This window comes from Escherichia sp. 20412-1, from assembly GCF_003027595.1.
Lineage (GTDB): Bacteria > Pseudomonadota > Gammaproteobacteria > Enterobacterales > Enterobacteriaceae > Escherichia > Escherichia marmotae.
In genome coordinates, this window is record NZ_PYQM01000026.1 from 1 (window position 1) to 23,179 (window position 23,179).

Genomic DNA, 23,179 nt, shown 5'->3' on the forward strand with positions numbered 1-23,179 from the left:
CCCGCCGGCTGTGCCGCGTCTTCAGCAGTTCGTCCTGACCGTTGTAGCTGTACTGCCGGTCCGTGAACGTGTCCGGTACCACCCCGCGCATCCCGCTGTATGTCTCCCTGCGCTTCAGTCGCCCGGCAGGGTCGTAAAGCTGCCGCGTGCTCAGCCGCCCCTGACTTCTGAGCACCTCACGGTGCAGGGCGTCACGCGTGAACTCACTGATAACCTCCCGGTCCAGATTTATCTGCTGGAGATGACCGCTGCCGTAGTACAGATGGCGCTGCGTTCTGCCGTCCGGAAAGGTGGTCGCTGTCCGGTTGCCCGGTTCGTCATACTGATGGGTTAAGATGCCCTGCGCCGTCTCCTCGGTCAGCATCCGTCCCAGTCTGTCGTAACTGAAGCGGATAATCTCCGGTGCATCCGTTTCCCCGGCATCCGACCGCTGGCGGCGGATTTCCAGTAGCTGGTCTGCCGCATCATAGATGTATTCTGTACGGCTTTCTGCTGTCTCTTTTGCCGTGAGCCGGCCCGCCGTATCGCGCGCCAGCCGGTGACGGATTTCACCGCCCCGCTCCCCGGTGAACACCACTTCCGTGACCGCGTTCAGCGCGTTGTAACGGTACGCCTGGCGACAGCCATCCGGGTTTATCTGCTCTGCCAGACGGTCCAGCACATCATGGCGGAACCGGTAGCACTCCCCGTTCTCGTTTGTGAGGGTGGTCAGCCGTCCGTAGGCGTCGTACCCGAATACCGTCCTGCGCCCCATCGCGTCCGTCCGGCTGCGCACCCGCCCCTGCCCGTCGCGTTGCCAGCGCGTTATCCTCCCCATCGGGCTGGTATACTTCACCAGCCTGCCCGCCGCATCCGGCTGGTAATGCGCCGTGCGGCCGTCCGCCAGTATCACCTCCACCAGGTGACCGCTGTCGTCATACCCGTAGCGCGTGCTGTGGCTCTGCGCGTCTGTCACCCGTATCAGCCGCGTGCGTTCGTCGTAGAACCAGGTCGTCTGCGAGCCGGAACAATCCGTATGCCGCGTGAGCTGCCCGTCTTCGTTCCACTGAAGGTATTTATTCCCCCCACGGGCATCGGTTATCTGTACCACCTGGCCGTGGCGGTCATACTGATACCGGGTGTTTTGTTGCAACGGGTCGGTCACGGTAAGAAGATTGCCGCGTTCATCGTACTCACAGCGCCAACTGTTCCCCGTCGCATCCACTTCCGTTTCCGGTTCGTGCCATACCGGGTGCCACTGTGTCTGTGCCACCCGCCCCAGCGGGTCGTGCGTCTCCGTGATATGCCCCAGGCGGTCATACACATAGCGCCATTTGCCGCCCTGAGCGTCGGTCATCCCCAGCAGCAGTCGTTCTTCGTCGCTCCAGCGGAACGTCATCACCTGCCCGGCTTCGTCCTGGTACGCCGTCACCTGATTCTGCGCATCCCACTGATGAAAGCGTGTCCGGCCCGCCCCGTCTGTCACACATACCACACGTTCAGCCATCCGCCAGTCCAGACGGTATCGTGCGCCACTGTCGGTATGGTGGCCCGTCACGCGCCAGGCTGCATCATCCGGCCCTTCATACCAGCCCCACTGGTAATAATATCCTTCGCCGCCGGGCTGCCGGTGCAGCGTCATGCAGTTGTTTTCGTCGTAAGCAAACTCACGCAACAGGTGCCCCGTGCTGTCGTGCACGCCGTTCAGGTGGCCAGCCTCGTCATAGTTGTAACGACGCAGCAGTAAAGGTGCAGTATCAGGGAAATGCTGATAAATCTGTGTCACCCGCCGGGGATGCGCCGCCAGTTCGTAATACAGACGGATGCACGGACGCTGCTGTTCGCCGCGGATTTCAGTGATGCGCCCCCGGTCGTCGTAGTACAGATTCAGACAGTTGCTGTTACGGTCGCCCAGCATTTTCAGCCGCTGGCGCTGCGGGTGATGCGGGTCGGCTTCAAACAGAAAAAAATGTCCATCATCGCTGCTGATAAGCCAGTGCCCCTGCTCACCACGCCGTACTGCCAGTCCTTCACCGGGGCTGTAAAACCCGCTCCCCGGCAGCACGGCTTCCATATCCAGCCGTCGCCCCATACCCGCCACAAAGGTCATGCAGTTTTCGTCCGCGTTACCCGGTGTGCGCTCGAGGCTGACTTCATACATCACGCTCCAGCCCTGACCGAACATCCCATCCGTGCGTTCGTCACGACTGCTGTACACACGCTGCCAGTCCAGCGGAAAGTGGCCCGGCAGGCTGAAATCGAAGTCATCATCATCAGCCAGGTATTTGGCCCCGGTGGCGGCGTTGACCGGATGCGGGAGGGCGCTGATGGCCTTCTGCGTCATCATGCTCATCCCGATACCGGCAGCAAAACAGGCGATTTTAGAAAGCATTTTGCCCGGGCGAAGAAACATCAGCGCCACGGTTGCCACCAGGGTTATCTGCGACCTGCCGCTTCTGATATCCCTGACCACCAGTAACGGACCGCCAATGCGGACATCCGGTGACACAAACGCCCCGTCCCCCGGCGCATTCACCACCCTGGCCTCGCAGGTACAGCGTGCCCCGCTGCGTGCCGCTGGCTGACTGTTGACACGCACATCCCGCGCACCTTCCGCGATATATTCCGCCGCGGGCGGTTCGTCATCACCTTTGAACAGATTACTGATACTACCAATAACCGCATTCACTCCCTGAAAGGCGGTTTCCAGCAGACCGTCCGGACTCAACAGGTTAAGAGCCGTTCCCAGAGGGTCATCCAGAAAGGCGGCTTTTTTTTGTGCGAGTAACTGAGTCAGTGAGGAAGGATGTTTATGGCAGTCGATTTTATCGTCAGGGGTCGGGGTGGAGCCAGGTGCCGCACTGGCCACGGTGGGCTGCCATAGTTCCGACACAAAATGTGTCACGCCATCCACCATCTCAGAACGCCCTTCTTCCGTACTGAGCTGGTCGTGCAGCGCCCGGGACATCAGAACAGGTCCAGTCACCGGATGAACCGCCAGGGCTATTGCCCCCGCCATTTCCAGATATTCCCCGGCCACATCCCGGAACGTTCTGGCGTCCTCCTGACGCTGCGCTTCTTCCTGTTCCGCCTTCGCCTGCGCTTCCTGCGCCTCAATCTCCTGCCGCGATGCCGCTGTGGCCGCTGCCCGCGCGGCAGGTTTGCTGTTGATCAATGTGTCACCAGAGCCGGTGAGGATGTAACCTTCAATCTGAGGCGGGAAAAGCATATCTGCGAGGTCTGAACAGGCTTCGCTGACCGTTTCTGTCACGCCGGTGTACACCATCGCCACACCCGCCACAAAACCGGTCAGCACGACAGCCGTGCACCCCATCGTGATCCCTACTGACGCCGCCAGTAACGAGGTTGCACCGACAATGAGGGCATCAATAACGACATTTGCGGCCACTTCCAGCACCGCCCCCAGCACATCTGCCATAAACGACGTATGCAGCAGGGCATCACCCTGCCTTGCCGCCCAGAATGCATCTTCCATGTCCCGTTCCCTGTGTGATTAATGCGTCCTGGTTTCCTGCCGTATCCTGAAGCGCAGATTCTTTTTAATTTCAGCCCAGCGCGTCATGTCTGCCGGGGTCAGCGGTGTGGTTCTGGCGTAAGTGAAGGCCATCATGACCCGCTCACCCGGCAATACAAATGCCACCTGACACTGATACACCTGCTCGTTCCCCCGGAGAAACTGGCTCTGTATCTCCAGCCCTTCCTCAGCGTCATTAATCCCCACGCGGGTCACCTGCACGGGCGTGTGGTGCAGTTCCCTGACCTGCTTTTCCAGCTTTTTCATTTGCTGTTCAACCTGAGAGGCTAATTCGTCTCCTTCCTGCATCTGACCCCGGCTGATAATGAGTGCGGCGTCGGGATTGCTGAGCCGCAACATATTAATGGTACTGTCCTGAATAATATTCCCGGTGAAAGTTATAACTGTCTCATTGAGGTAATATTCCGTCATAATGGCATGAGTCCTTTTTAATAAACGAATTATTTTTTGATGGGTTTTTATTTATTTTTTAGTCATGAAGGTGACGTCTATTGCCGTCTGAAGGGCTGTTTTCTCTAATGCTCCAGGCGGAGGTATATTTGCCGCTCTGTCATTCATGTTTAAATCAAGCTGCCCTGATTGTGTATTTATTTTTCCGTTCTCTGTTGCTGTAATATTAAAATTCTTACAGGTTATATTAAATATTCCGTCACTGGTCATTTGCAGGATAGTTTCTCCGCAGCTAAGAATAATGGAATCTCCCGCAGCAAGGCGTAAATTCTGCACTGTCTGAATTGTTTTATCCCCGCCGGCGAGAGAGATATCATCTGTCTGGACTGTTAGAGAACGTTTCTCACCAATAATCGCAGTTTCTGTTTTATCAATAACTTTAAGGCGATTATTGCCCACCCAATGGCTTTCATTATTATTTACTTCAATGCGTTGATCTTTCTCGGCATGCAACCAGACTTCTTCTCCGCCAGTTTTATCCTCAAAACGCAGGGCGTTAGCATTGGTTGGGCCGCCGCCGATGGTGTGGCTGTAAAACCCGCTTTGCGTCGCTGCGCCCGGTAGTCCCCACGGAGGCATGGTGTCCTGGTTGTATGTCCGCCCCACGATAATGGGTAAATCCGGGTCACCGTTTTTGAAATCCACTAGTACTTCCTGACCAATGCGCGGGATCTGAATGCCACCGAATCCTTTACCCGCCCACGGATAACTGACACGGATCCAGCAGGAGCTGTTTTCGTCATTCTTACCGTAACGATCCCAGCCAAACTGAACTTTCACCCGGCCATATTTATCCGTCCAGATTTCCTGCCCCGCCGGGCCAGTCACGATGGCGCTCTGCGGACCTTTGGTATGGGGTTTGCTCAGAGTTCGCTGCGGACGGTAAACTTCATTGGTGGGATGCAACTCAAAGCTGGTTGAGTAAGAGAAGTGCTGCTCCTGGCCGCTGTGTTGCGCATTGTCCTGTATAAATAGTGTGGTCTGTGCCAGCAGATATTCCCGGTTCACTTCGGCTGTTGGATAGTTTTCCAGGATGAAGGTAAAACCTGTCATCAGGGTACGAATATTGCCACTGCCCTGTACCCGACTACCGGGGCTACGCTGTTCTTCCATGCGGATGCGTGTCAGCATTTCACCTTCACTCTTTGTGAAGTAGTCTCCCGGCCATTCGTAGTGCTCATATTCAGCAAGGCCGGTTTCACGTGGATTAGCCACGGTGCTCTTCAGCAGTGAACGCGGCTTCATAAAGTCGAAATCATTCAGCACCCACTGTCCGCTGCGCAGGCTTTCATTTGCTGTGATGGTATGGATAAACTCCTTGTCCAGTTTCAGCCCTTTCTGGTAATAACACACCAGCGGCGAATCTGCGCATGTCTTGTGGACATTAATGGCATCAGCCAGCACTAACGTGTGACTGTTCTCGCTGTGCTCAAACCACCAGTAGATACCCCACTCCTGCATCAGGCGCTGAATAAAATCAAAATCTGTTTCACCGTACTGCACCTGCCAGGTGCGAATCGGATAATTTTCCACCAGTCGTTTTTCCACTGGCCAGGGGTACTCATCCAGTACCTCATCCAGGATGTCCACCACGTTTTTATTCTGAAACGCTTTGTAGTCACTCGTGTGGGTCAATATTTTTAACCACGGTTCGATCCGCAGTTCATACACCACCGAGCGTCCTTGATGACCAGCCACGCGCGCCGCCGTCACCAGCCCGCTGATATACCGTTTTCCGCCGCCATCCAATTCGATATGGACGCACAGATCTTTGCCCACCATCGATTTGAGCTGCAGGTTGGCTGCGGGGGAAACATAGCCTATGTTCAGGGTGTCAGGAGTTTTTAATTTAATAGAATAAGTAAATAGTTCCCCTACTGTTTCTGTACCACCTAAGCTTGCGAACAGTAACATTCCATCAGGAACAGCGCTGCCGCTCAAAGTCACGTTATGCTTACCCGATCCAATTAGTGTGCCGGATGGGTAATCTGTAGCTGTAAAACTCATAATTAATCCTTTTAACTAGGAATGGCTAAGTGCTAATAAGAAATCTTACAGAGAAGAAAATATACAAAATATTCGTCGTTGGCATAAAACACCTCAATACTTATGAGTGCTACTGAAGGTACTATCAACCATATATACCATGAAGAATGCACAGTCATGTTACCCTGGTGAAAATATTCACCTGAAGCACATTAATAGAAGCAATGAAATTATTTAACTTGTCATTTGATATGATTATCATCAAGTCTTAAAATACGCCCCCCTGATCTAATTATGCTAAAACCATAGTATTCTTTTTTACTTCCGGAAGAGAGCATATATTTTCCGATATAAATAACATCTGAAGATAGCTCACTTATGTCAATACATACGGGATCGAACTGACCAGTCACTCTTTTCAGTTTTATTGCATTACCATATTTACCTTCATATAAAATATAATTTGAAATCATATTCCCATCGTCTGGTTTTGAACAAACCCGTGCGTCTTGTAAATATATATTACCGGGCAACAATGGACGAACATAATCACCAACAGTACATCCCGATAAAAAGAGCAACAAAAAGAATCTCTTCATATGACGCCCGCAGGAAATAAATTAAGCACCTTTTTGTATTTTTCCGATAGAGTATTCGCTGATTCAGTTGTATCTCCTACATAGTTAACATTTGCCAAATCAGCTACCAATCCATAGTTAATCAATAGCCAATAATCAGCAACTATAGATGCTTGTTGTTCCATTGAATAAGAAGCAATTGACTGTAAATTAAGATCGTAATGATAATTTGCCGCCCAGGAAAACAAACCACGCAACTTAACTGAATACCCTTTCTGATATTGCCAAACATGCATCATTTCATGAATAAACAAGTGAGAAGCACCAGCTACTGTTTCACGATCGCCAGGCATTGCTTGCGATGAAAAATCTGAACTATAAACAGCATCAGGATAATACATTTCCCCGTTTGGGGTCATCGCTGTTCTTTCCCCTTGACCTGGCAAGGGTTTTTCATTGTGGATCCATACCTTGTTATAATCAATTGTATTCTCAAAAATCGATCTGGCTAATGTTAATTCACCAGATGTCATTCTCCTTAATGACATCTCATTCCTTCTGGAAAGAATATTTTTCAGATAAAAAACAAACGTTCCTTTATTATTTATTAAATAGGGTTCTCTTTGATGTTCAACATTTCCACTTTATGCAGTGTTGATGACATCATCTTCATAGACAATGAAATCAAAGCAAGTTATCAAAGTTTCCCATTACGATTACTTAACATTAACTCTCAGTATCTTTGTTTATCTATCTTCAATATCAATAGTTGATGCAAATGATTGCACGGATAACATAATCCTCATCAATTAATTAATATCTGTAAACGCTACCGCCCCACCCTGATATCATGATCTGCACGTGGCTATCTTAACGTGATGCTCCATACATTAGTAATGTAAATCATGAATTCGGAATATATCAAATTCACTTCATAAATTAATATCGAGAATGATATACATATTAAAATTATATTGAAGTAATGTTTTAAGAGTTGTATTCCCCTGAAACCAGTCATACGCCAGTCCCTCACTGTTCAGTGATAATCAGCGAAGGGATATGTTGGCGACCAACCACACTAGTGACCACTGAAACCACGGGCGTTCAGAGCGACGAACGAGGAACAAAAGATCTGGTCTGCAATCGAGTACCCTCAACGCAACAATAGTTGTATCAGTCATAATTTCACCAGATTGCTATTTTGTCGTCAGTCGCTTTTATACCCATACATTTAGAGCGGGATCATTTTGCATCGTTACACGATAACAGGTAGGATTCTGCGCCGACAGTTATACCCATAAAGAATAATGGTGAAGGCTGTCATTGCCACGGTGAATAAACAAACCATGTGGTGTCATATATAACCTTTTAGCGAGAAACTCAGGGAGCGCAATGAGTAAACACGACACAGATACTTCAGATCAACACGCCGCGAAACGCCGCTGGCTTAATGCCCACGAAGAGGGCTATCACAAAGCGATGGGTAATCGCCAGGTGCAGATGATCGCCATTGGTGGCGCGATTGGTACTGGTTTGTTTTTAGGCGCAGGTGCCCGACTGCAAATGGCGGGACCAGCACTGGCACTGGTTTATTTAATCTGCGGCTTGTTTTCGTTTTTTATTTTGCGTGCGTTGGGTGAGTTGGTATTACATCGCCCTTCCAGTGGCAGTTTTGTCTCATATGCCCGTGAGTTTTTGGGTGAGAAAGCCGCTTATGTTGCTGGCTGGATGTACTTCATCAACTGGGCAATGACCGGGATTGTCGATATTACTGCAGTTGCACTGTATATGCATTACTGGGGCGCGTTTGGCGATATTCCACAATGGGTATTTGCGCTCGGGGCATTAACCATCGTCGGCACCATGAATATGATAGGTGTAAAATGGTTTGCAGAGATGGAGTTCTGGTTTGCGCTGATTAAAGTTCTCGCCATTGTTACCTTTCTGGTCGTGGGTACAGTGTTCCTCGGTAGCGGTCAGCCACTGGATGGCAACACCACAGGATTTCATTTAATTACCGATAATGGCGGTATCTTCCCCCACGGTTTATTGCCTGCACTGGTGTTGATTCAGGGCGTAGTATTTGCTTTCGCTTCCATTGAGATGGTGGGAACTGCCGCCGGAGAATGTAAAGATCCGCAGACCATGGTGCCTAAAGCCATTAACAGCGTGATTTGGCGTATTGGTCTGTTTTATGTCGGTTCCGTGTTGTTGCTGGTGATGTTATTGCCGTGGAGTGCGTATCAGGCGGGGCAAAGTCCGTTTGTGACGTTCTTCTCTAAACTTGGCGTGCCGTACATCGGCAGCATTATGAATATCGTGGTGCTGACCGCCGCACTCTCCAGCCTGAACTCTGGCCTGTACTGCACCGGACGTATTTTACGCTCAATGGCAATGGGCGGTTCTGCACCAAGTTTTATGGCGAAAATGAGTCGCCAGCATGTTCCGTATGCCGGGATTCTGGCGACGCTGGTCGTGTATGTTGTCGGCGTATTCCTCAATTATCTGGTGCCGTCGCGCGTTTTTGAGATTGTGTTGAACTTTGCGTCGCTGGGAATTATCGCTTCGTGGGCGTTTATCATTGTTTGCCAGATGCGCCTGCGTAAAGCGATTAAAGAAGGTAAAGCGCAGGAAGTCAGTTTTAAACTCCCCGGCGCGCCCTTCACTTCCTGGCTGACTTTACTGTTTTTGCTGTGCGTCCTGGTGCTGATGGCGTTCGATTATCCGAACGGGACTTATACCATCGCGGCACTGCCGGTTATCGGTATTCTGCTGGTTGTGGGTTGGTTTGGTGTGCGTAAACGCGTTGCCGAAGTTCACAGCACTGCGCCAGTCATCGAGGAAGATGAAGAAAAACAGGAAATTGTGTTTAAGCCTGAAACGGCGAGTTAATTGCAAAATTGCCCGGTTTAAAGCCGGATGCGGCGTAAATGCCTTATCCGGCTAACAAACTATAAATAAATCAAATAATTATGCATGTTGTAGGCCTGATAAGACGCGACAGCGTTGCATCAGGCATTGTGCTCCGCTTGCCGGATGCGGCGCTAGCGCCTTATCCGGCCTACGAAAGACAAACTCCCCTGTGTCGATTACAGCGCAATACGAATCACATCGTCCGGCTGGGTAGCTTCCTGCTGTTTAGTGGATTTTTGTTTAACACTGACATACAGCGTTTTGCCATCGGCAGACAGCGCCAGGCTGTTCGGATGGGTCGGCGTATCGAACGTTTTCACTACCTTGTAGGTTTTCGCGTCAATCACACTGACTTTACCTGCCTGACGATGTGTCACATAGGCTTCATTACGCGCCGGGTTAAACAGCACAGCCAGTGATTCCGGTGCCGCTACCTTCGCCAGAATATTGCCTTCACGAGTATCAACCACCAGCACTTCCGCAGCTTTGGAGTCGGTGATAAACGCACGCTGGTTGGCGGTATCGAGACTAATGTTGATAAAGAAGTGCTCTTTGCCATCATCCAGCAACTTTTTACGGCTCAAAATTTTGTTGTCGGTGGTGTCGATAGTAATCAATTCACCGTCAGCGTTGGTGGTATAGAGACGTTTGCCTTTGCTATCCAACGCCAGGCCAGTGCTCATTTTACCGGTGTTCTGGATGGCAGTTTTCAGTTTGATATTCTCACCGTCAATCACCCAGATCACGCTCTCCTTCCCAATACCGCTGATGTAAACGGTATTCGTGGCATCATCTGCTACCAGTTCACGCGGCTGCAGCGGGCGCACCTCTTCCGTGCGCTTACGATCATCCAGCACCAGACGCCCTTTCACTTCGCCCGTTTTGGCATCGATCGCCGTGACCGCGCTGTTTACGGTGTTACCAAACCACAACGTCTGGGTGGCATTGTTAATGGTGGCGCCAAACGGTTTGAGATCATTATGAATCACCTGAGTCACTTCCAGAGTGACCGGATCGAGACGATAAACCACCCCGCCTTTATCCAGTTTGCGGCTTTGCGATGTAGCGAGCCACAGCGCATTTTCCTGCTGGCTATAAGCCATTTCGTAAGCGCCTTTACCTACCGCTTTACGCAGCATTTCTTCCGCTGCCTGCGTGCTGAATGATGAAGCAACGAGCAATGAACCTAACAGTAATGAACCACGCAGACGCGATGAAAACAGATGACGTAAATGCATGACGACTCCCTTTGATGAACCGATATTTTTGCTGCTTCACAGTACTTCGCTGAGCGTAATCTTCGTTACACCCTTGTTATAAATGGGAATGGTAATCATTATTTTCTCAAATGTGGAGTATTTCTTGCTGTTACGACTACAATTTTCTCAATTGGTTAACGTATCGTGCCGTTTTGTTTTCTATAAATTTACAAATTCATTACCATAGCGATGTTTTTCCATTCTTAACCTGGCTTTTTTCATGAAGATTTTTTCCGTCCGACAGACTGTCTTATCTGCGCTGATTGTCCTTTCCCCATCCGTTTTTGCCGCTAATGAACAAACCATGATTGTGAGTGCCACACCACAGGTGGTTTCAGAGCTGGATACCCCAGCGGCGGTCAGTGTGGTTGATGGCGAAGAGATGCGCCTGGCAACACCGCGCATTAACTTGTCTGAATCACTGACCAGCGTGCCTGGTTTACAGGTACAAAACCGGCAGAACTATGCGCAGGATTTACAGTTGTCGATTCGTGGATTTGGTTCCCGCTCTACTTACGGGATCCGCGGGATTCGCCTGTATGTGGACGGCATTCCCGCCACCATGCCCGACGGGCAAGGACAAACGTCTAATATCGATTTAAGTAGCGTGCAAAACGTGGAAGTACTGCGTGGCCCCTTTTCCGCCCTCTATGGCAACGCTTCCGGTGGGGTGATGAATGTCACCACACAAACGGGGCAACAACCGTCAGGCATTGAAGCCAGCAGTTACTATGGCAGTTTTGGTAGCTGGCGTTACGGGTTGAAGGCAACGGGAGCAATGGGTGACGGCACACAGGCTGGCGATGTCGATTACACCGTTTCGACCACACGTTTTACGACCCACGGCTACCGTGACCATAGTGGTGCACAGAAAAATTTAGCCAATGCCAAATTGGGCGTACGTATTGATGATGCCAGCAAATTAAGCCTGATTTTTAATAGTGTGGATATCAAAGCAAACGACCCTGGTGGGTTGACCGAAGCAGAATGGAAAGCGGATCCGCAACAAGCTCCTCGCGCTGAACAGTACGATACACGGAAAACCATCAAGCAAACTCAGGCTGGAGTGCGTTATGAGCGTAGTCTTAGCGCCAGCGATGAGATGAGCGTGATGATGTACGCGGGTGAGCGTGAAACGACCCAGTACCAGTCAATCCCGATGGCACCACAACTTACCCCGTCACACGCAGGCGGCGTGATTACGCTGCAACGCCATTATCAGGGAATAGACAGTCGCTGGACACACCGCGGCGAACTGGGTGTTCCGTTCACTTTAACCACCGGTTTAAACTATGAAAACATGAGTGAAAACCGCAAGGGCTACAATAACTTCCGCTTGAATTACGGCATACCAGAATACGGGCAAAAAGGTGATTTGCGCCGCGACGAGCGTAATCTGATGTGGAACGTCGATCCCTATTTACAGACCCAGTGGCAACTGACTGACAAACTGTCACTGGATGCTGGCGTGCGCTATAGCTCAGTATGGTTTGATTCCAACGATTATTACATTACTCCCGGTAACGGCGATGACAGCGGAGATGCCAGTTATCACAAATGGCTGCCAGCCGGATCGTTAAAATACGCCATCACCGATGCCTGGAATATCTATCTGGCAGCGGGACGCGGCTTTGAAACGCCGACCATTAATGAACTTTCATACCGTGCCGATGGGCAAAGCGGGATGAACTTTGGTTTAAAACCGTCCACCAACGATACAATCGAAATCGGCAGTAAAACGCGTATTGGCGATGGTCTGTTTAGCCTCGCAGTGTTCCAGACCGATACTCATGATGAAATCGTTGTCGATAGCAGTAGCGGTGGGCGTACCACTTATAAAAATGCCGGGAAGACGCGTCGTCAGGGAGCCGAGCTGGCGTGGGATCAACGTTTCGCCGGAGATTTCCGCGTAAAAGCGTCGTGGACCTGGCTTGATGCAACATATCGCAGCAACGTTTGTAACGATCAGAACTGTAATGGTAACCGGATGCCAGGGATCGCCCGCAATATGGGTTTTGCGTCTTTAGGTTACGTACCAGAAGAAGGCTGGTATGCCGGTACAGAAGCGCGATATATGGGCGATATTATGGCTGATGACGAAAACACGGCAAAAGCGCCCTCTTATACTCTCGTTGGTTTGTTTACCGGCTATAAATATAATTACCGCAATATGACGGTGGATTTATTTGGCCGGGTCGATAATTTATTCGACAAAGAATATGTCGGATCGGTGATTGTTAATGAATCCAATGGCCGATATTACGAGCCAGCACCTGGACGGAATTATGGTATTGGCGTAAATCTCGCATGGCGGTTTGAATAATATTACGTGGTGGCGGTATAACACCGCCACCTGTTTTGTTAATTGTCATCCGCCACACGAATAACGACTTTGCCGAAGTTTTTACCTTCTAACAGGCCAATAAAAGTCTGTGGGGCATTTTCTAAACCGTCGGTCATTTGCTCGCGATAATGGATTTTCCCCTCTTTCACCCATTGCCCCATCTCCTGCTGGAACTCATGGATCCGGTGCCCATAATCCTGGCTGATAATAAAGCCTTGCAGACGAATACGTTTTTTCAGCACCGTGGCCATCAGCAACGGTAAACGATCCGGACCAGATGGCAATTCCGTCGCATTATAGCCGCTCACTAAGCCGCAGACAGGAATACGCGCGGATGTATTGAGCAACGGCAACACGGCATCAAACACTTTACCGCCCACATTTTCATAATAGATATCAACACCTTTCGGACACGCCTTCGTCAGTTGTTCAGCAAAATCATCCGCATGGTGATCAAGGCAAACATCGAAACCCAGTACATCAGTAGCATGGCGGCATTTTTCAGCGCCACCGGCAACACCCACCACCCGACAGCCTTTCAGTTTGCCGATTTGCCCCACCGTTGCGCCAACAGGGCCGGTTGCAGCAGCAACCACCAGCGTTTCCCCCTTTTTAGGTTGACCGATATCCAGCAAGCCCATATAAGCGGTAAAACCAGGCATCCCCAGCACACCCAGCGACCACGAAGGGTTTTGTGGCTGATCGCCAAGTTTCACCAGTTCATCACCGCTGGATATGTCGTAGTCCTGCCAGCCGCTGTAGCCCAGCACCCAGTCGCCAGGCTGGTAGTCCGGATGATTTGATTCCACCACCCGGCTCACCGTGCCGCCAACCATCACGCCACCAATATCAACCGGTGGTGAATAGGATGGCTCATCGCTCATGCGCCCGCGCATATACGGGTCCAGCGACAGATAAACTGTGCGCAGTAACACCTGACCTTCACCTGGCGTGGCAACGTCATCTTCTTCCAGACGGAAATTCTCCGGAACCGGCGCTCCATGCGGACGCGAGGCCAGAACCCAACGGCGGTTACGCTGCTTTTGTTGCCCCATAATGATCTCCTGTGCTTTTGGCATGAATCCATCAATGGTAGCAGGCTCACGTGGTGAGATGTGTTTGTATGCATCACATTCGTCCAGCAACACACAATAATTTCATTATAGATTGCGTTGCTTCCGGCTGTTTTCGATAGTATTGATAGCATCATTACTATTCGATGTTTTATAGAGGCTCGACATGTCCATCCGTTTTGCCCGCAAAGCCGATTGTGCTGCAATTGCAGAAATTTATAACCACGCCGTGTTGTATACGGCGGCTATCTGGAACGACCAAACGGTGGATGCAGATAACCGAATCGCCTGGTTTGAAGCGCGAACATTATCCGGTTATCCGGTGCTGGTGAGCGAAGAAAATGGCGTTGTCACGGGGTATGCCTCATTTGGTGACTGGCGTAGTTTCGACGGTTTTCGCCATACAGTGGAACATTCGGTATATGTTCATCCGGATCATCAGGGCAAAGGTCTTGGGCGCAAATTGTTAAGCCGGTTGATTGATGAAGCGCGGGATTGCGGGAAGCATGTCATGGTTGCCGGGATCGAGTCGCAAAATCAGGCCTCGCTGCATCTACACCAGTCGCTGGGATTTGTCGTCACCGCACAAATGCCGCAGGTAGGCACTAAATTTGGTCGCTGGCTGGATCTCACCTTTATGCAGTTGCAACTCGACGAACGCAGTGAACCGGACGCTATCGGATGAATCAGTCGCTTACCCTTGCCTTTTTGATCGCCGCCGGGATTGGCCTGGTGGTGCAAAACACATTGATGGTGCGCATCACTCAGACCTCCTCCACCATTCTCATCGCCATGCTACTGAACTCACTGGTGGGAATTGTGCTGTTCGTGTCTATTTTGTGGTTTAAACAAGGGATGGCAGGGTTTGGCGAACTGGTGTCCAGCGTGCGTTGGTGGACTCTAATCCCTGGTTTGCTGGGATCATTTTTTGTCTTCGCCAGTATCAGCGGGTATCAAAATGTGGGGGCGGCAACGACTATTGCAGTACTGGTCGCCAGCCAACTTATTGGAGGTCTGGTACTGGATATTTTCCGCAGTCATGGCGTGCCACTTCGGGCGTTGATTGGTCCAATTTGCGGAGCGGTTTTATTGGTAGTTGGCGCCTGGTTGGTGGCCAGACGCACGTTTTAATCAGAGGATGGTACCACCTTTCGTTAACTGTTCGTGGCGCGCTTCCATATCTTCTTTATGCTTGCGTCCGTGATGGGCGATTGCTGTGCGCAAACGCTGTTGCTGGGTGTAGCGATCTTCCCGGCTTAACTCTGCGTCATCGCTCAGGGCGATTAACAATTCGTTCATATGGGCAATGACGCTCTCCTCAATCGCGGCATCCACGCGCGCGATGACCTCATCCAGATGCGACATACTTTCTCCTTAGCCACTTGTGAAATTTATCGATTCACTCAAATGATATAAGTCTGCGTTGTGCCGTCAAGCCAGCGAGTAAGATTTAAAACAGTGAAAACAGTAGCGCCACTGGAAAACTCATCGGCCATGTGATCCCCACCAGAAAGGCGCTCAGAAAGCGAATGCTCTTCTTATCGTGGGAAAGAAACCAGGTAATAAGAAAGGCGATTACTGCCATAACAGCATAAAAAACAAGCAAACATTGAAAAAGAGACATGTACAGGCATCCAGCCAGGTGAATAAAACGCGCGCAAATATGCGTCATTTCTTGATGCGCATCAAGTTTTCAATCCATTTAAGATAAATTCAATAACCTACGGCATGCTCTTGTCCATCTTCAGAATGAGTATGATTGCGGATTTTCCCAACCCGTACTATACACATAGGGGCTATGACAAAAGGTGGCAAAAATGAACGTTTCCAGTAAAACTGTAGTGCTGATAAATCTCTTTGCTGCTGTTGGGTTGTTTACTCTTATCTCTATGAGATTTGGTTGGTTTATTTGATGTAGCGATATTGCACGCAGCACGTACTGTCAGAGAGAAATCAACTCTCTGACAGTAGGTTAGATCCTCTCACACTCTCCAGATTTACAACACTATCCTTAATGCTTAACCATTACGTGGCGTACTACGGTGTAATCTTCCAGCCCATAAAGTGACATATCTTTGCCATAACCTGAAAGTTTCTGCCCGCCGTGCGGCATTTCACTGACCAGCATGAAGTGGGTATTGACCCAGGTGCAGCCATATTGCAGACGAGCGCTCACGCGATGCGCCCGACCGACATCTTTCGTCCACACCGAAGAGGCCAACCCGTACTGACTGTCATTCGCCCAGTTAACCACTTGCTCTTCGTTGTCGAAGGCCGTCACGCTCACTACCGGGCCAAATACCTCTCTTTGAACGATGGCATCTTCTTGTAACGCACCGGCCAGCAGTGTAGGCGCATAATAATAGCCGTTACCCGGCCGTTTTTCACCGCCGGTGATCACCTTAATGTGTCCCGTCGCCTTCGCCTCTTCCACCGCCCTGCTGACGCGTTCGAGATGTGCCAGTGAGCTTAACGGCCCCAGCTCTGTGGCACCATCATCCGGTGCACCAGATTTTAACGTTGCCACTGCGGCACCGAGTTTTTCCACCAGCGCGTCGTAAATACCTTTTTGCGCGTAGATACGACAGGCAGCAGTGCAATCTTGTCCGGCATTGTAATAGCCAAAGGTGCGCACACCTTCGACCACTGCTTCAATATCTGCATCATCAAAGACAATCACTGGTGCTTTACCGCCCAGTTCCATGTGGGTGCGCTTTATGGATGGTGCTGTATGGCTGATGATGTGCTCACCGGTAGCGATAGACCCCGTCAGCGACACCATGCGCACTTTTGGATGTCCGGTCAGCGGATCACCCACCGTTTTACCTCTGCCAAACAGTACGTTGATCACGCCTGGCGGGAGGATATCTTTCGCCAGTTCTGCCAGTTTCAACGCAGTCAGCGGTGTAATTTCTGATGGTTTAAGCACTACGCAGTTCCCCGCCGCCAGCGCCGGAGCCAGTTTCCACGCTGCCATCATCAACGGGTAGTTCCAGGGGGCGATAGAGGCCACAACACCTAATGGATCGCGGCGAATCATTGATGTATGACCTTCAAGATATTCACCCGCCGCCAGACCATTCAGGCAGCGCGCAGCGCCGGCGAAAAAGCGAAAGACATCGACAATCGCCGGAATCTCATCATTAAAAGCACTATGCAGCGGTTTGCCACAGTTACGGGACTCCAGTTCGGCAAAAACCTGACCGTTCTCTTCGATAACATCCGCCAGTTTCAGCAGGCATTCCGCACGCATTTTCGGCGTGGTTTGCCCCCACCCGACAAATGCGGCATCTGCCGCGCGAACAGCGGCATCAACCTGCTCTGCGGTTGCCTCGGCAATCTCCAGTAATACTTCTCCCGTTGCCGGATTATAGACAGGCTGTTTTTCCCCTTCGCCGCTGACCAGTTCTCCGTTAATCAGTAACTTATGTTGCATAGCATATTCCCATTTCAGTGGTTATTGACCCTTGTCGCCTTCACGGGTTAGCCACCAGGCCCCCAGGATCGGCAAGGTTGTTACCAACATAACCAGCAGTGCCACAACGTTGGTTACCGGTACATCACGCGGTCGCCCAAGCTGATTGAGCAACCACAGTGGTAACGTCCGTTCGTGACCCGCGGTAAAAGTCGTCACGATGATTTCATCGAACGACAAGGCAAACGCCAGCATTCCCCCCGCCAGTAACGCCGAACTGAGATTCGGCAACACCACGTAGCGGAAGGTTTGCCAGCCATTGGCTCCAAGATCCATTGACGCTTCCACCAGACTCCACGAGGTACGGCGAAAACGGGCGATGACATTGTTGAAGACGACCACCACGCAAAAAGTCGCATGACCAACCACGATAGTGAAAAAGCCTGGCTCCAGATTGATCGTTTTAAAGGCCGTTAATAGTGCGAGACCAGTGACAATGCCAGGCAATGCAATGGGTAACAGCAGTAACAGTGAAATGGCGCTTTTGCCGAAAAAGTCACGCCGCCAGAGCGCCGCGGCCGCCAGTGTTCCTAACACCAGCGCGATGAATGTCGCCAGCGTCGCCACTTTAAGTGACAGTGTCACGGCATCAAGAATATCGCTACGCTGTGCTGCTATGCTGAACCAGCGCAGCGTCAAGCCTTGTGGTGGAAAACTAAATGCGGCTTCCTCGGTGTTAAACGCATAGGCGGCGATAATCAAGATGGGAAAATGGAGAAAAAGCACGCCGCCCCAGGCCGCCAGTTTGAGGAACAACGGTGCGCGTTCAGAGTGCATCGAACGCCCCCATGCGTTTCACGAACGCCAGATACAGTGCGATAAGAACAATCGGCACCAGAGTGAAAGCTGCAGCCATCGGCATATTGCCAATCGCCCCTTGCTGGGAGTAGACCATGTTGCCGATAAAATACCCCGGCGGCCCCACCAATTGCGGAACGATAAAGTCGCCCAGCGTTAGCGAGAAGGTAAAGATAGAACCTGCGGCAATACCCGGGATCGCCAGCGGTAACACCACATAGCGGAAAGTTTGCCGTGGGCGCGCGCCGAGATCTGCCGATGCCTGCAGCAGTGACGGGGGTAAACGCTCCAGCGCTGCCTGCACAGGCAGGATCATGAACGGCAGCCAGATATAAAGAAACACCAGAAAACGCCCCAGCCCGGAAGTAGACAGTGTATTGCCGCCCACAGCCGGAAGTGTCAGGAACGCCGTCAGCAGTGGCTCCAGCCCCAGATGTTGCAAAAACCACTGCGCTACGCCATCTTTCGCCAGCAATAACGTCCAGGCATAGGCTTTAACAATGTAGCTCGCCCACATCGGTAACATCACCGCAATATAAAAAAACGCTTTCATTTTGCCGCTGGTGTAGCGCGCCATGTACCACGCCATCGGAAAGGCCAGAATAGCGCTGGCGATGGTCACCGCCACTGCCATCGTCAGTGTGCGGATGATGATGTCGTAATTAGCCGGGTTAAACAGTGCGCGTATATTCGCCAGCGTCAGTTCCGGCGTTACCGACATAGTGAAATCATCAAAGGTATAAAACCCCTGCCATAACAGTGTCAGCAGCGAGCCGAAATAGACGATGCCAAACCACATCAACGGGCCAAGCAGCAGTAAAAACAACCCAAGCCCCGGTTTACGCCAGAAAAAACCCGACATCTTCCCCATGCCGGGGCGCGCAGGTGACTGCAATACGTTCATCGCCATTCACCTCTCCTCAACCAGAGGCACCATCACATCGCGGGACCAGGAAACCATCACCTGTTGACCAGGCGTGAGCGTGGCGGGTAGTTCTTCGCCCGTCATGTTGCCCAGACTGACCAGCAGTTTTTCACCGCCGCTAAGTTTCAGTTCAAAACGAGTCGTCGCCCCCTGATATTGCACCGCCTGGATCGTGCCATTGGCCTGCACTTCGCCAGGTGTATTGAGGCGGATATGTTCCGGGCGCAATGCGAAGCTCCCCATCATGCCGCAAAGTTTCTCCGCAATCAGCGGCTCAAAAACGTTGGATGTCCCGACAAATCCCGCGACAAATGGCGTACGCGGACGCATATAGAGATCGCGCGGTGAATCAACCTGCTCAATACGTCCATTATTGAAAACCGCCACGCGATCGGACATCGATAATGCTTCGCCCTGATCGTGGGTGACAAAGATAAAAGTGATTCCGAGGGATTGTTGCAGCTTTTTCAGCTCCAGTTGCATCTGCTCGCGCAGCTTAAGATCCAGTGCGCCGAGCGGCTCATCCAGTAGCAACACGCGCGGTTCGTTCACTAACGCTCTGGCGATGGCGACCCTCTGGCGTTGACCACCGGAAAGCTGTGACGGCTTACGTTGCAGCACGAAACCAAGCGCCACTTTTTCCAGCGCCTCTTGCGCCATGATGTAACGCTGTTTTTTCTCAACGCCTTTGACCATCAGCCCGTAGGCCACGTTATCGAGAATCGACATATGGGGAAACAGCGCGTAGTCCTGGAAAACGGTATTAACATCCCGCTCCCACGGTGGCAGATTGCTGGCGGGTTTACCAAAAATAGTAATTGCCCCGCCAGAAAGCTGTTCGAATCCAGCGATTAGCCGCAGACAGGTGGTTTTGCCGGAGCCGGACGGCCCCAGCATTGAAAAGAACTCACCATCTTTTATCGCAATACTGACGCCATCTACCGCGCGCACGTCACCGTACAACCGAGAAACGTTGTCAAACTCCACTGCGTACGTCATAAAACACCCCAGCGAAGTTAGCGGCCGCCCATAATGGCAATGTAATCCTGCGTCCAGCGGCTATATGGGACAAATTTTCCCCCTTCTGCGATGGGCGTTTTCCAGAAGGCGATTTTGTCGAAATAGTTAAATCCATTAGTTTCACAGCCTTTATCGCCCAGCAACGGACTGGCTTTACAGCCTTCCGGCACCACAGGCAGTGAGCCAAACCAGGCTGCCACATCACCCTGCACTTTTGGTGTTAATGACCAGTTCATCCATTTGTAGGCACAAACCGGATGTTTTGCTTCGCTATGCAGCATAGTGGTATCAGCCCAGCCGGTGACGCCCTCTTTAGGGAAGACGGTGGCGATCGGTTGTCCTTCGCCTTTCAATGCGTTGGCCTGATATGGCCATGCGCTGGAAGCTACCACGCCTTCATTTTTGAAATCGCTCATTTGTACAGAGGTGTCATGCCAGTAGCGATGGATCAAACCATGTTGATCGCGAAGTACTTTCAGCACCGCCTGATATTGATCTTCGGTCAGTTGGTACGGATCGCTGATGCCCAACTGCGGCTGAGTCGCTTTGACGAACAGCGCGGCATCGGCAATATAGATAGGGCCGTCATAAGCCTGTACGCGGCCTTTATTGCTCTTACCGTCCGGCAGTTCCTGTTCCACAAAGACAACCTGCCAGCTATCCGGTGGCGTCGGAAAGGTTTTGGTGTTGTACATCAGCAGGTTCGGCCCCCACTGATACGGCGTGCCATAAACTTTGCCGCCAACGTTAAACCAGTCGCCCTTTACTACGCGTGGGTCGAGTGTTTTCCAGTTGGGGATCAGTGCGGTATTAATCGGCTGCACACGTTTACCCATAATCAAACGCAGTGAAGCATCACCGGACGCCGTGACCAGATCGTAACCGCCTTTGGTCATCAGGCTGACCATTTCATCGGAAGTGGCGGCGGTTTTCACATTTACCGCGCAACCTGTTTCTTTTTCGAATTGCGTAACCCAGTCGTATTGTTTATCGGTTTGTCCACGTTCGATGTATCCCGGCCAGGCGATAATATCCAGTCGTCCTTCCGGTTTATCTAAATTAGTGAGGGGTTCGGCGGCGTGGGCGGTCATTAAAGTCATGGTTAGCGCACACAGGCTGCTGCGGGCAAATGTCTTGCTCATAGGTCTTACTCCTGTTGTCATTATTGTCAGCAGCCGTGCCGTAAAAATATCTCCCTGTTTAACCATAGACGGCGCATTGCAGGCGTACCTTCGCCCCTGAAAATATTTAGTCAGGTTGTGAGCTAACGCGCATTACGCAATTTTAGAGGCTATCTTCTGGAGTATAGACAAGGGGTTAAGGAATACTGGAGCTATTCGAATTTCCTATTGCTCAACCGGAGGGAAATTAAATTGGAATCTATTTCAACTGCTCTTGAATAAGTTTGCCTAATTGTTTTACCGCTTGTTCTTCGCGTTCTCCCCACTGCCATGCAGTATTAAAACGAAAAAAACGTGACCAGTTTTCGCCAGTAGAAAACATTTTACCAGGCGCAATACTGATGTGATGTGCCAGTGCCTGAACACTTAATTCTCCCGCATCTAACGGTTCGGGAAGTTCCAGCCAGAGAAAATAACCACTGTCGTTATGGTGTATTTTGACTTCCACAGGCAGATAACGCAGCAGCGCCTGCCAGGCGCGTTGTTTGCGTTCCGCAAGCTGTCGACGTAGACGACGCAGATGGGCATCGTAGCGGCGTGTCGAAAGGTAATCCACCAGCGCAAGTTGCATCGGTGAGCTGGTGGAAAGCGTACTCATCAATTGCAAGCGTTGGATTTTACGCGCATGTTTTCCTGCGGCGACCCAGCCGATACGAAAACCTGGCACCAGGCATTTAGAGAATGATGAGCAATGCAGCACACGATCATGTTGATCCCAGGCTTTTGCAGGCAGCGGTTTTTCCCGCCCAAAGTACAACTCGCTGTAGACATCATCTTCAATCAGCATCACGTTGTACTGGTTGAGCAACTCTACCAACCGCGCTTTTTTCTGCGGCGTTAAGGTAAAACCGAGCGGATTCTGGCTGTTAGTCATTAACCAACACGCTTTCACCGGATACTCCTGTAACGCCAGTTCCAGCGTCTGAAGGTCGATCCCTTCGTTAACATCCGTCGCCACCGATAACGCTTTCAGCCGTAATCGTTCCAGCGCCTGCAACGCGCCGTAGAAACAAGGATTCTCTACTATCACCCAATCGCCCGGTTCTGTGACTGCTTGCAAACCGAGATTTAATGCCTCTAATGCACCGGCGGTAATGACGATTTCATCAGGCGAAATGGTGATACCCTGTAAGGCATAGCGGCGAGCAATAGCCTGGCGAAGCTCGGCATTCCCTGGCGGTAGGTTTTCGATCACGCTCATTGCCGTGGCGGTTTTGCTTACTTGCGCCAGCGAGCGGTTCAATTGTTGCAGTGGGAAAAGCCGCGGATCGGGAAAGGCTGAGGCAAACGGCACTACCGACGGATCGCGACTGGCCTGCAACATGTCAAAAATATAGGTATTAATATCGACAGCTTCATCACGTGTGACCGGAATGACTGGCGCTTTCTGCATTTTTATTGTCTGTGGCGCAACGTAATAACCCGACTGCGGCCGCGCAATAATATGTCCCTGACTTTCGAGCAACTGGTAGGCATGGCTGACGGTCATAAAGCTCACGCCAGAAAGCGCCACCTGTTCACGTAACGAAGGCAGACGATCGCCGGGCTGCCAGATGCCTGACGCAATTTGCTCGCGTAATTGTTCCGCCAGTTGCTGGTATTTTTTCATTTTTGAATCGTTATAGTGTGCAGGTGATCCGGC

General features: G+C 51.1%; 20 protein-coding genes. 5 read left to right on the plus strand and 15 right to left on the minus strand.

The features are described from left to right. The 5 genes from C7B16_RS16480 to C7B16_RS16500 form a co-directional block, all read right to left on the minus strand. On the minus strand, nt 1–3,475 hold a 3,475-nt coding region (locus tag C7B16_RS16480; protein WP_107179916.1), incomplete at its 3' end, for a DUF6531 domain-containing protein. A gap of 18 nt (nt 3,476–3,493) precedes the next feature. Then, nucleotides 3,494–3,946, minus strand: a complete 453-nt coding sequence (locus C7B16_RS16485; protein WP_000141610.1) for a DcrB-related protein — start codon at nt 3,944–3,946, stop codon at nt 3,494–3,496. Between the two features lie 51 nt (nt 3,947–3,997). Next, on the minus strand, nt 3,998–5,992 hold the full coding sequence (locus C7B16_RS16490; RefSeq protein WP_105269169.1) for a type VI secretion system Vgr family protein: 1,995 nt from the start codon (nt 5,990–5,992) through the stop codon (nt 3,998–4,000). Nucleotides 5,993–6,213: 221 nt separating this feature from the next. Continuing rightward, complete coding sequence (locus C7B16_RS16495) at nt 6,214–6,570, minus strand: hypothetical protein (protein ID WP_072024143.1); 357 nt, start codon at nt 6,568–6,570, stop codon at nt 6,214–6,216. Further along, entirely contained in the window at nt 6,567–7,097 is a 531-nt protein-coding gene (locus C7B16_RS16500) for a hypothetical protein (RefSeq protein ID WP_016248712.1), read from the minus strand. Before C7B16_RS16500 ends, C7B16_RS16495 begins: the two co-directional genes overlap by 4 nt. A gap of 844 nt (nt 7,098–7,941) precedes the next feature. Here C7B16_RS16500 and ansP point away from each other — a divergent pair. Further along, on the plus strand, nt 7,942–9,441 hold the full coding sequence (gene ansP, locus C7B16_RS16510) for an L-asparagine permease (RefSeq protein WP_001516412.1): 1,500 nt from the start codon (nt 7,942–7,944) through the stop codon (nt 9,439–9,441). Between the two features lie 197 nt (nt 9,442–9,638). On the opposite strand, the gene C7B16_RS16515 is transcribed toward ansP, so the two are convergent. Further along, the gene (locus C7B16_RS16515; RefSeq protein WP_000550691.1) at nt 9,639–10,700 is read right to left on the minus strand and encodes a YncE family protein; all 1,062 of its coding nucleotides are present in this window, start codon (nt 10,698–10,700) and stop codon (nt 9,639–9,641) included. A gap of 241 nt (nt 10,701–10,941) precedes the next feature. On the opposite strand from C7B16_RS16515, the gene pqqU reads away from it, so the two are divergent. Next, nucleotides 10,942–13,044 (plus strand): TonB-dependent receptor PqqU, encoded by a 2,103-nt coding sequence (gene pqqU / locus C7B16_RS16525; RefSeq protein ID WP_000689392.1) that lies wholly within the window; start codon nt 10,942–10,944, stop codon nt 13,042–13,044. Between the two features lie 38 nt (nt 13,045–13,082). Here the strand turns inward: pqqU and curA are convergent, their stop codons facing one another. Then, complete coding sequence (gene curA, locus C7B16_RS16530) at nt 13,083–14,120, minus strand: NADPH-dependent curcumin/dihydrocurcumin reductase (protein WP_016248713.1); 1,038 nt, start codon at nt 14,118–14,120, stop codon at nt 13,083–13,085. A gap of 184 nt (nt 14,121–14,304) precedes the next feature. On the opposite strand from curA, the gene C7B16_RS16535 reads away from it, so the two are divergent. Together C7B16_RS16535 and C7B16_RS16540 are read left to right on the plus strand one after the other, a co-directional pair. After that, nucleotides 14,305–14,823, plus strand: coding sequence for a GNAT family N-acetyltransferase (locus C7B16_RS16535; RefSeq protein ID WP_001516415.1), 519 nt, complete (start codon nt 14,305–14,307; stop codon nt 14,821–14,823). Next, entirely contained in the window at nt 14,820–15,269 is a 450-nt protein-coding gene (locus C7B16_RS16540; RefSeq protein ID WP_001076542.1) for a DMT family transporter, read from the plus strand. Before C7B16_RS16535 ends, C7B16_RS16540 begins: the two co-directional genes overlap by 4 nt. Here C7B16_RS16540 and ydcY read toward each other — a convergent pair whose 3' ends face one another. After that, on the minus strand, nt 15,270–15,503 hold the full coding sequence (ydcY, locus tag C7B16_RS16545) for a DUF2526 family protein YdcY (RefSeq protein WP_000018633.1): 234 nt from the start codon (nt 15,501–15,503) through the stop codon (nt 15,270–15,272). A gap of 85 nt (nt 15,504–15,588) precedes the next feature. Continuing rightward, nucleotides 15,589–15,762, minus strand: coding sequence for a GhoT/OrtT family toxin (locus tag C7B16_RS16550; RefSeq protein ID WP_001516416.1), 174 nt, complete (start codon nt 15,760–15,762; stop codon nt 15,589–15,591). A gap of 193 nt (nt 15,763–15,955) precedes the next feature. Between C7B16_RS16550 and yncL the strand changes: the two genes are divergently transcribed. Continuing rightward, nucleotides 15,956–16,051 (plus strand): stress response membrane protein YncL, encoded by a 96-nt coding sequence (yncL, locus tag C7B16_RS16555; protein ID WP_071985532.1) that lies wholly within the window; start codon nt 15,956–15,958, stop codon nt 16,049–16,051. A gap of 98 nt (nt 16,052–16,149) precedes the next feature. On the opposite strand, the gene patD is transcribed toward yncL, so the two are convergent. From patD to C7B16_RS16585, 6 genes are all read right to left on the minus strand, one after another. Further along, nucleotides 16,150–17,574: an aminobutyraldehyde dehydrogenase gene (gene patD, locus C7B16_RS16560; RefSeq protein WP_107179917.1), complete on the minus strand. Its 1,425-nt coding sequence runs from the start codon at nt 17,572–17,574 to the stop codon at nt 16,150–16,152. Nucleotides 17,575–17,595: 21 nt separating this feature from the next. Beyond that, complete coding sequence (locus tag C7B16_RS16565; protein WP_000555487.1) at nt 17,596–18,390, minus strand: ABC transporter permease; 795 nt, start codon at nt 18,388–18,390, stop codon at nt 17,596–17,598. Beyond that, entirely contained in the window at nt 18,380–19,321 is a 942-nt protein-coding gene (locus C7B16_RS16570) for an ABC transporter permease (RefSeq protein WP_001516417.1), read from the minus strand. The genes C7B16_RS16565 and C7B16_RS16570 overlap by 11 nt, the downstream gene beginning before the upstream one ends. Next, nucleotides 19,322–20,335 carry an ABC transporter ATP-binding protein gene (locus C7B16_RS16575; protein ID WP_000220424.1) on the minus strand — a complete coding sequence of 338 codons (1,014 nt, stop codon included), beginning with the start codon at nt 20,333–20,335 and terminating at the stop codon, nt 19,322–19,324. It lies immediately after the preceding gene. A 17-nt stretch (nt 20,336–20,352) separates the two neighbouring features. Next, a complete protein-coding gene (gene ydcS, locus C7B16_RS16580) occupies nt 20,353–21,498 on the minus strand; it encodes a putative ABC transporter substrate-binding protein YdcS (RefSeq protein WP_000047463.1) in 1,146 nt (381 codons plus the stop codon). Nucleotides 21,499–21,736: 238 nt separating this feature from the next. After that, nucleotides 21,737–23,146, minus strand: coding sequence for a PLP-dependent aminotransferase family protein (locus C7B16_RS16585; RefSeq protein WP_107179918.1), 1,410 nt, complete (start codon nt 23,144–23,146; stop codon nt 21,737–21,739). Nucleotides 23,147–23,179: the final 33 nt, after the last annotated feature.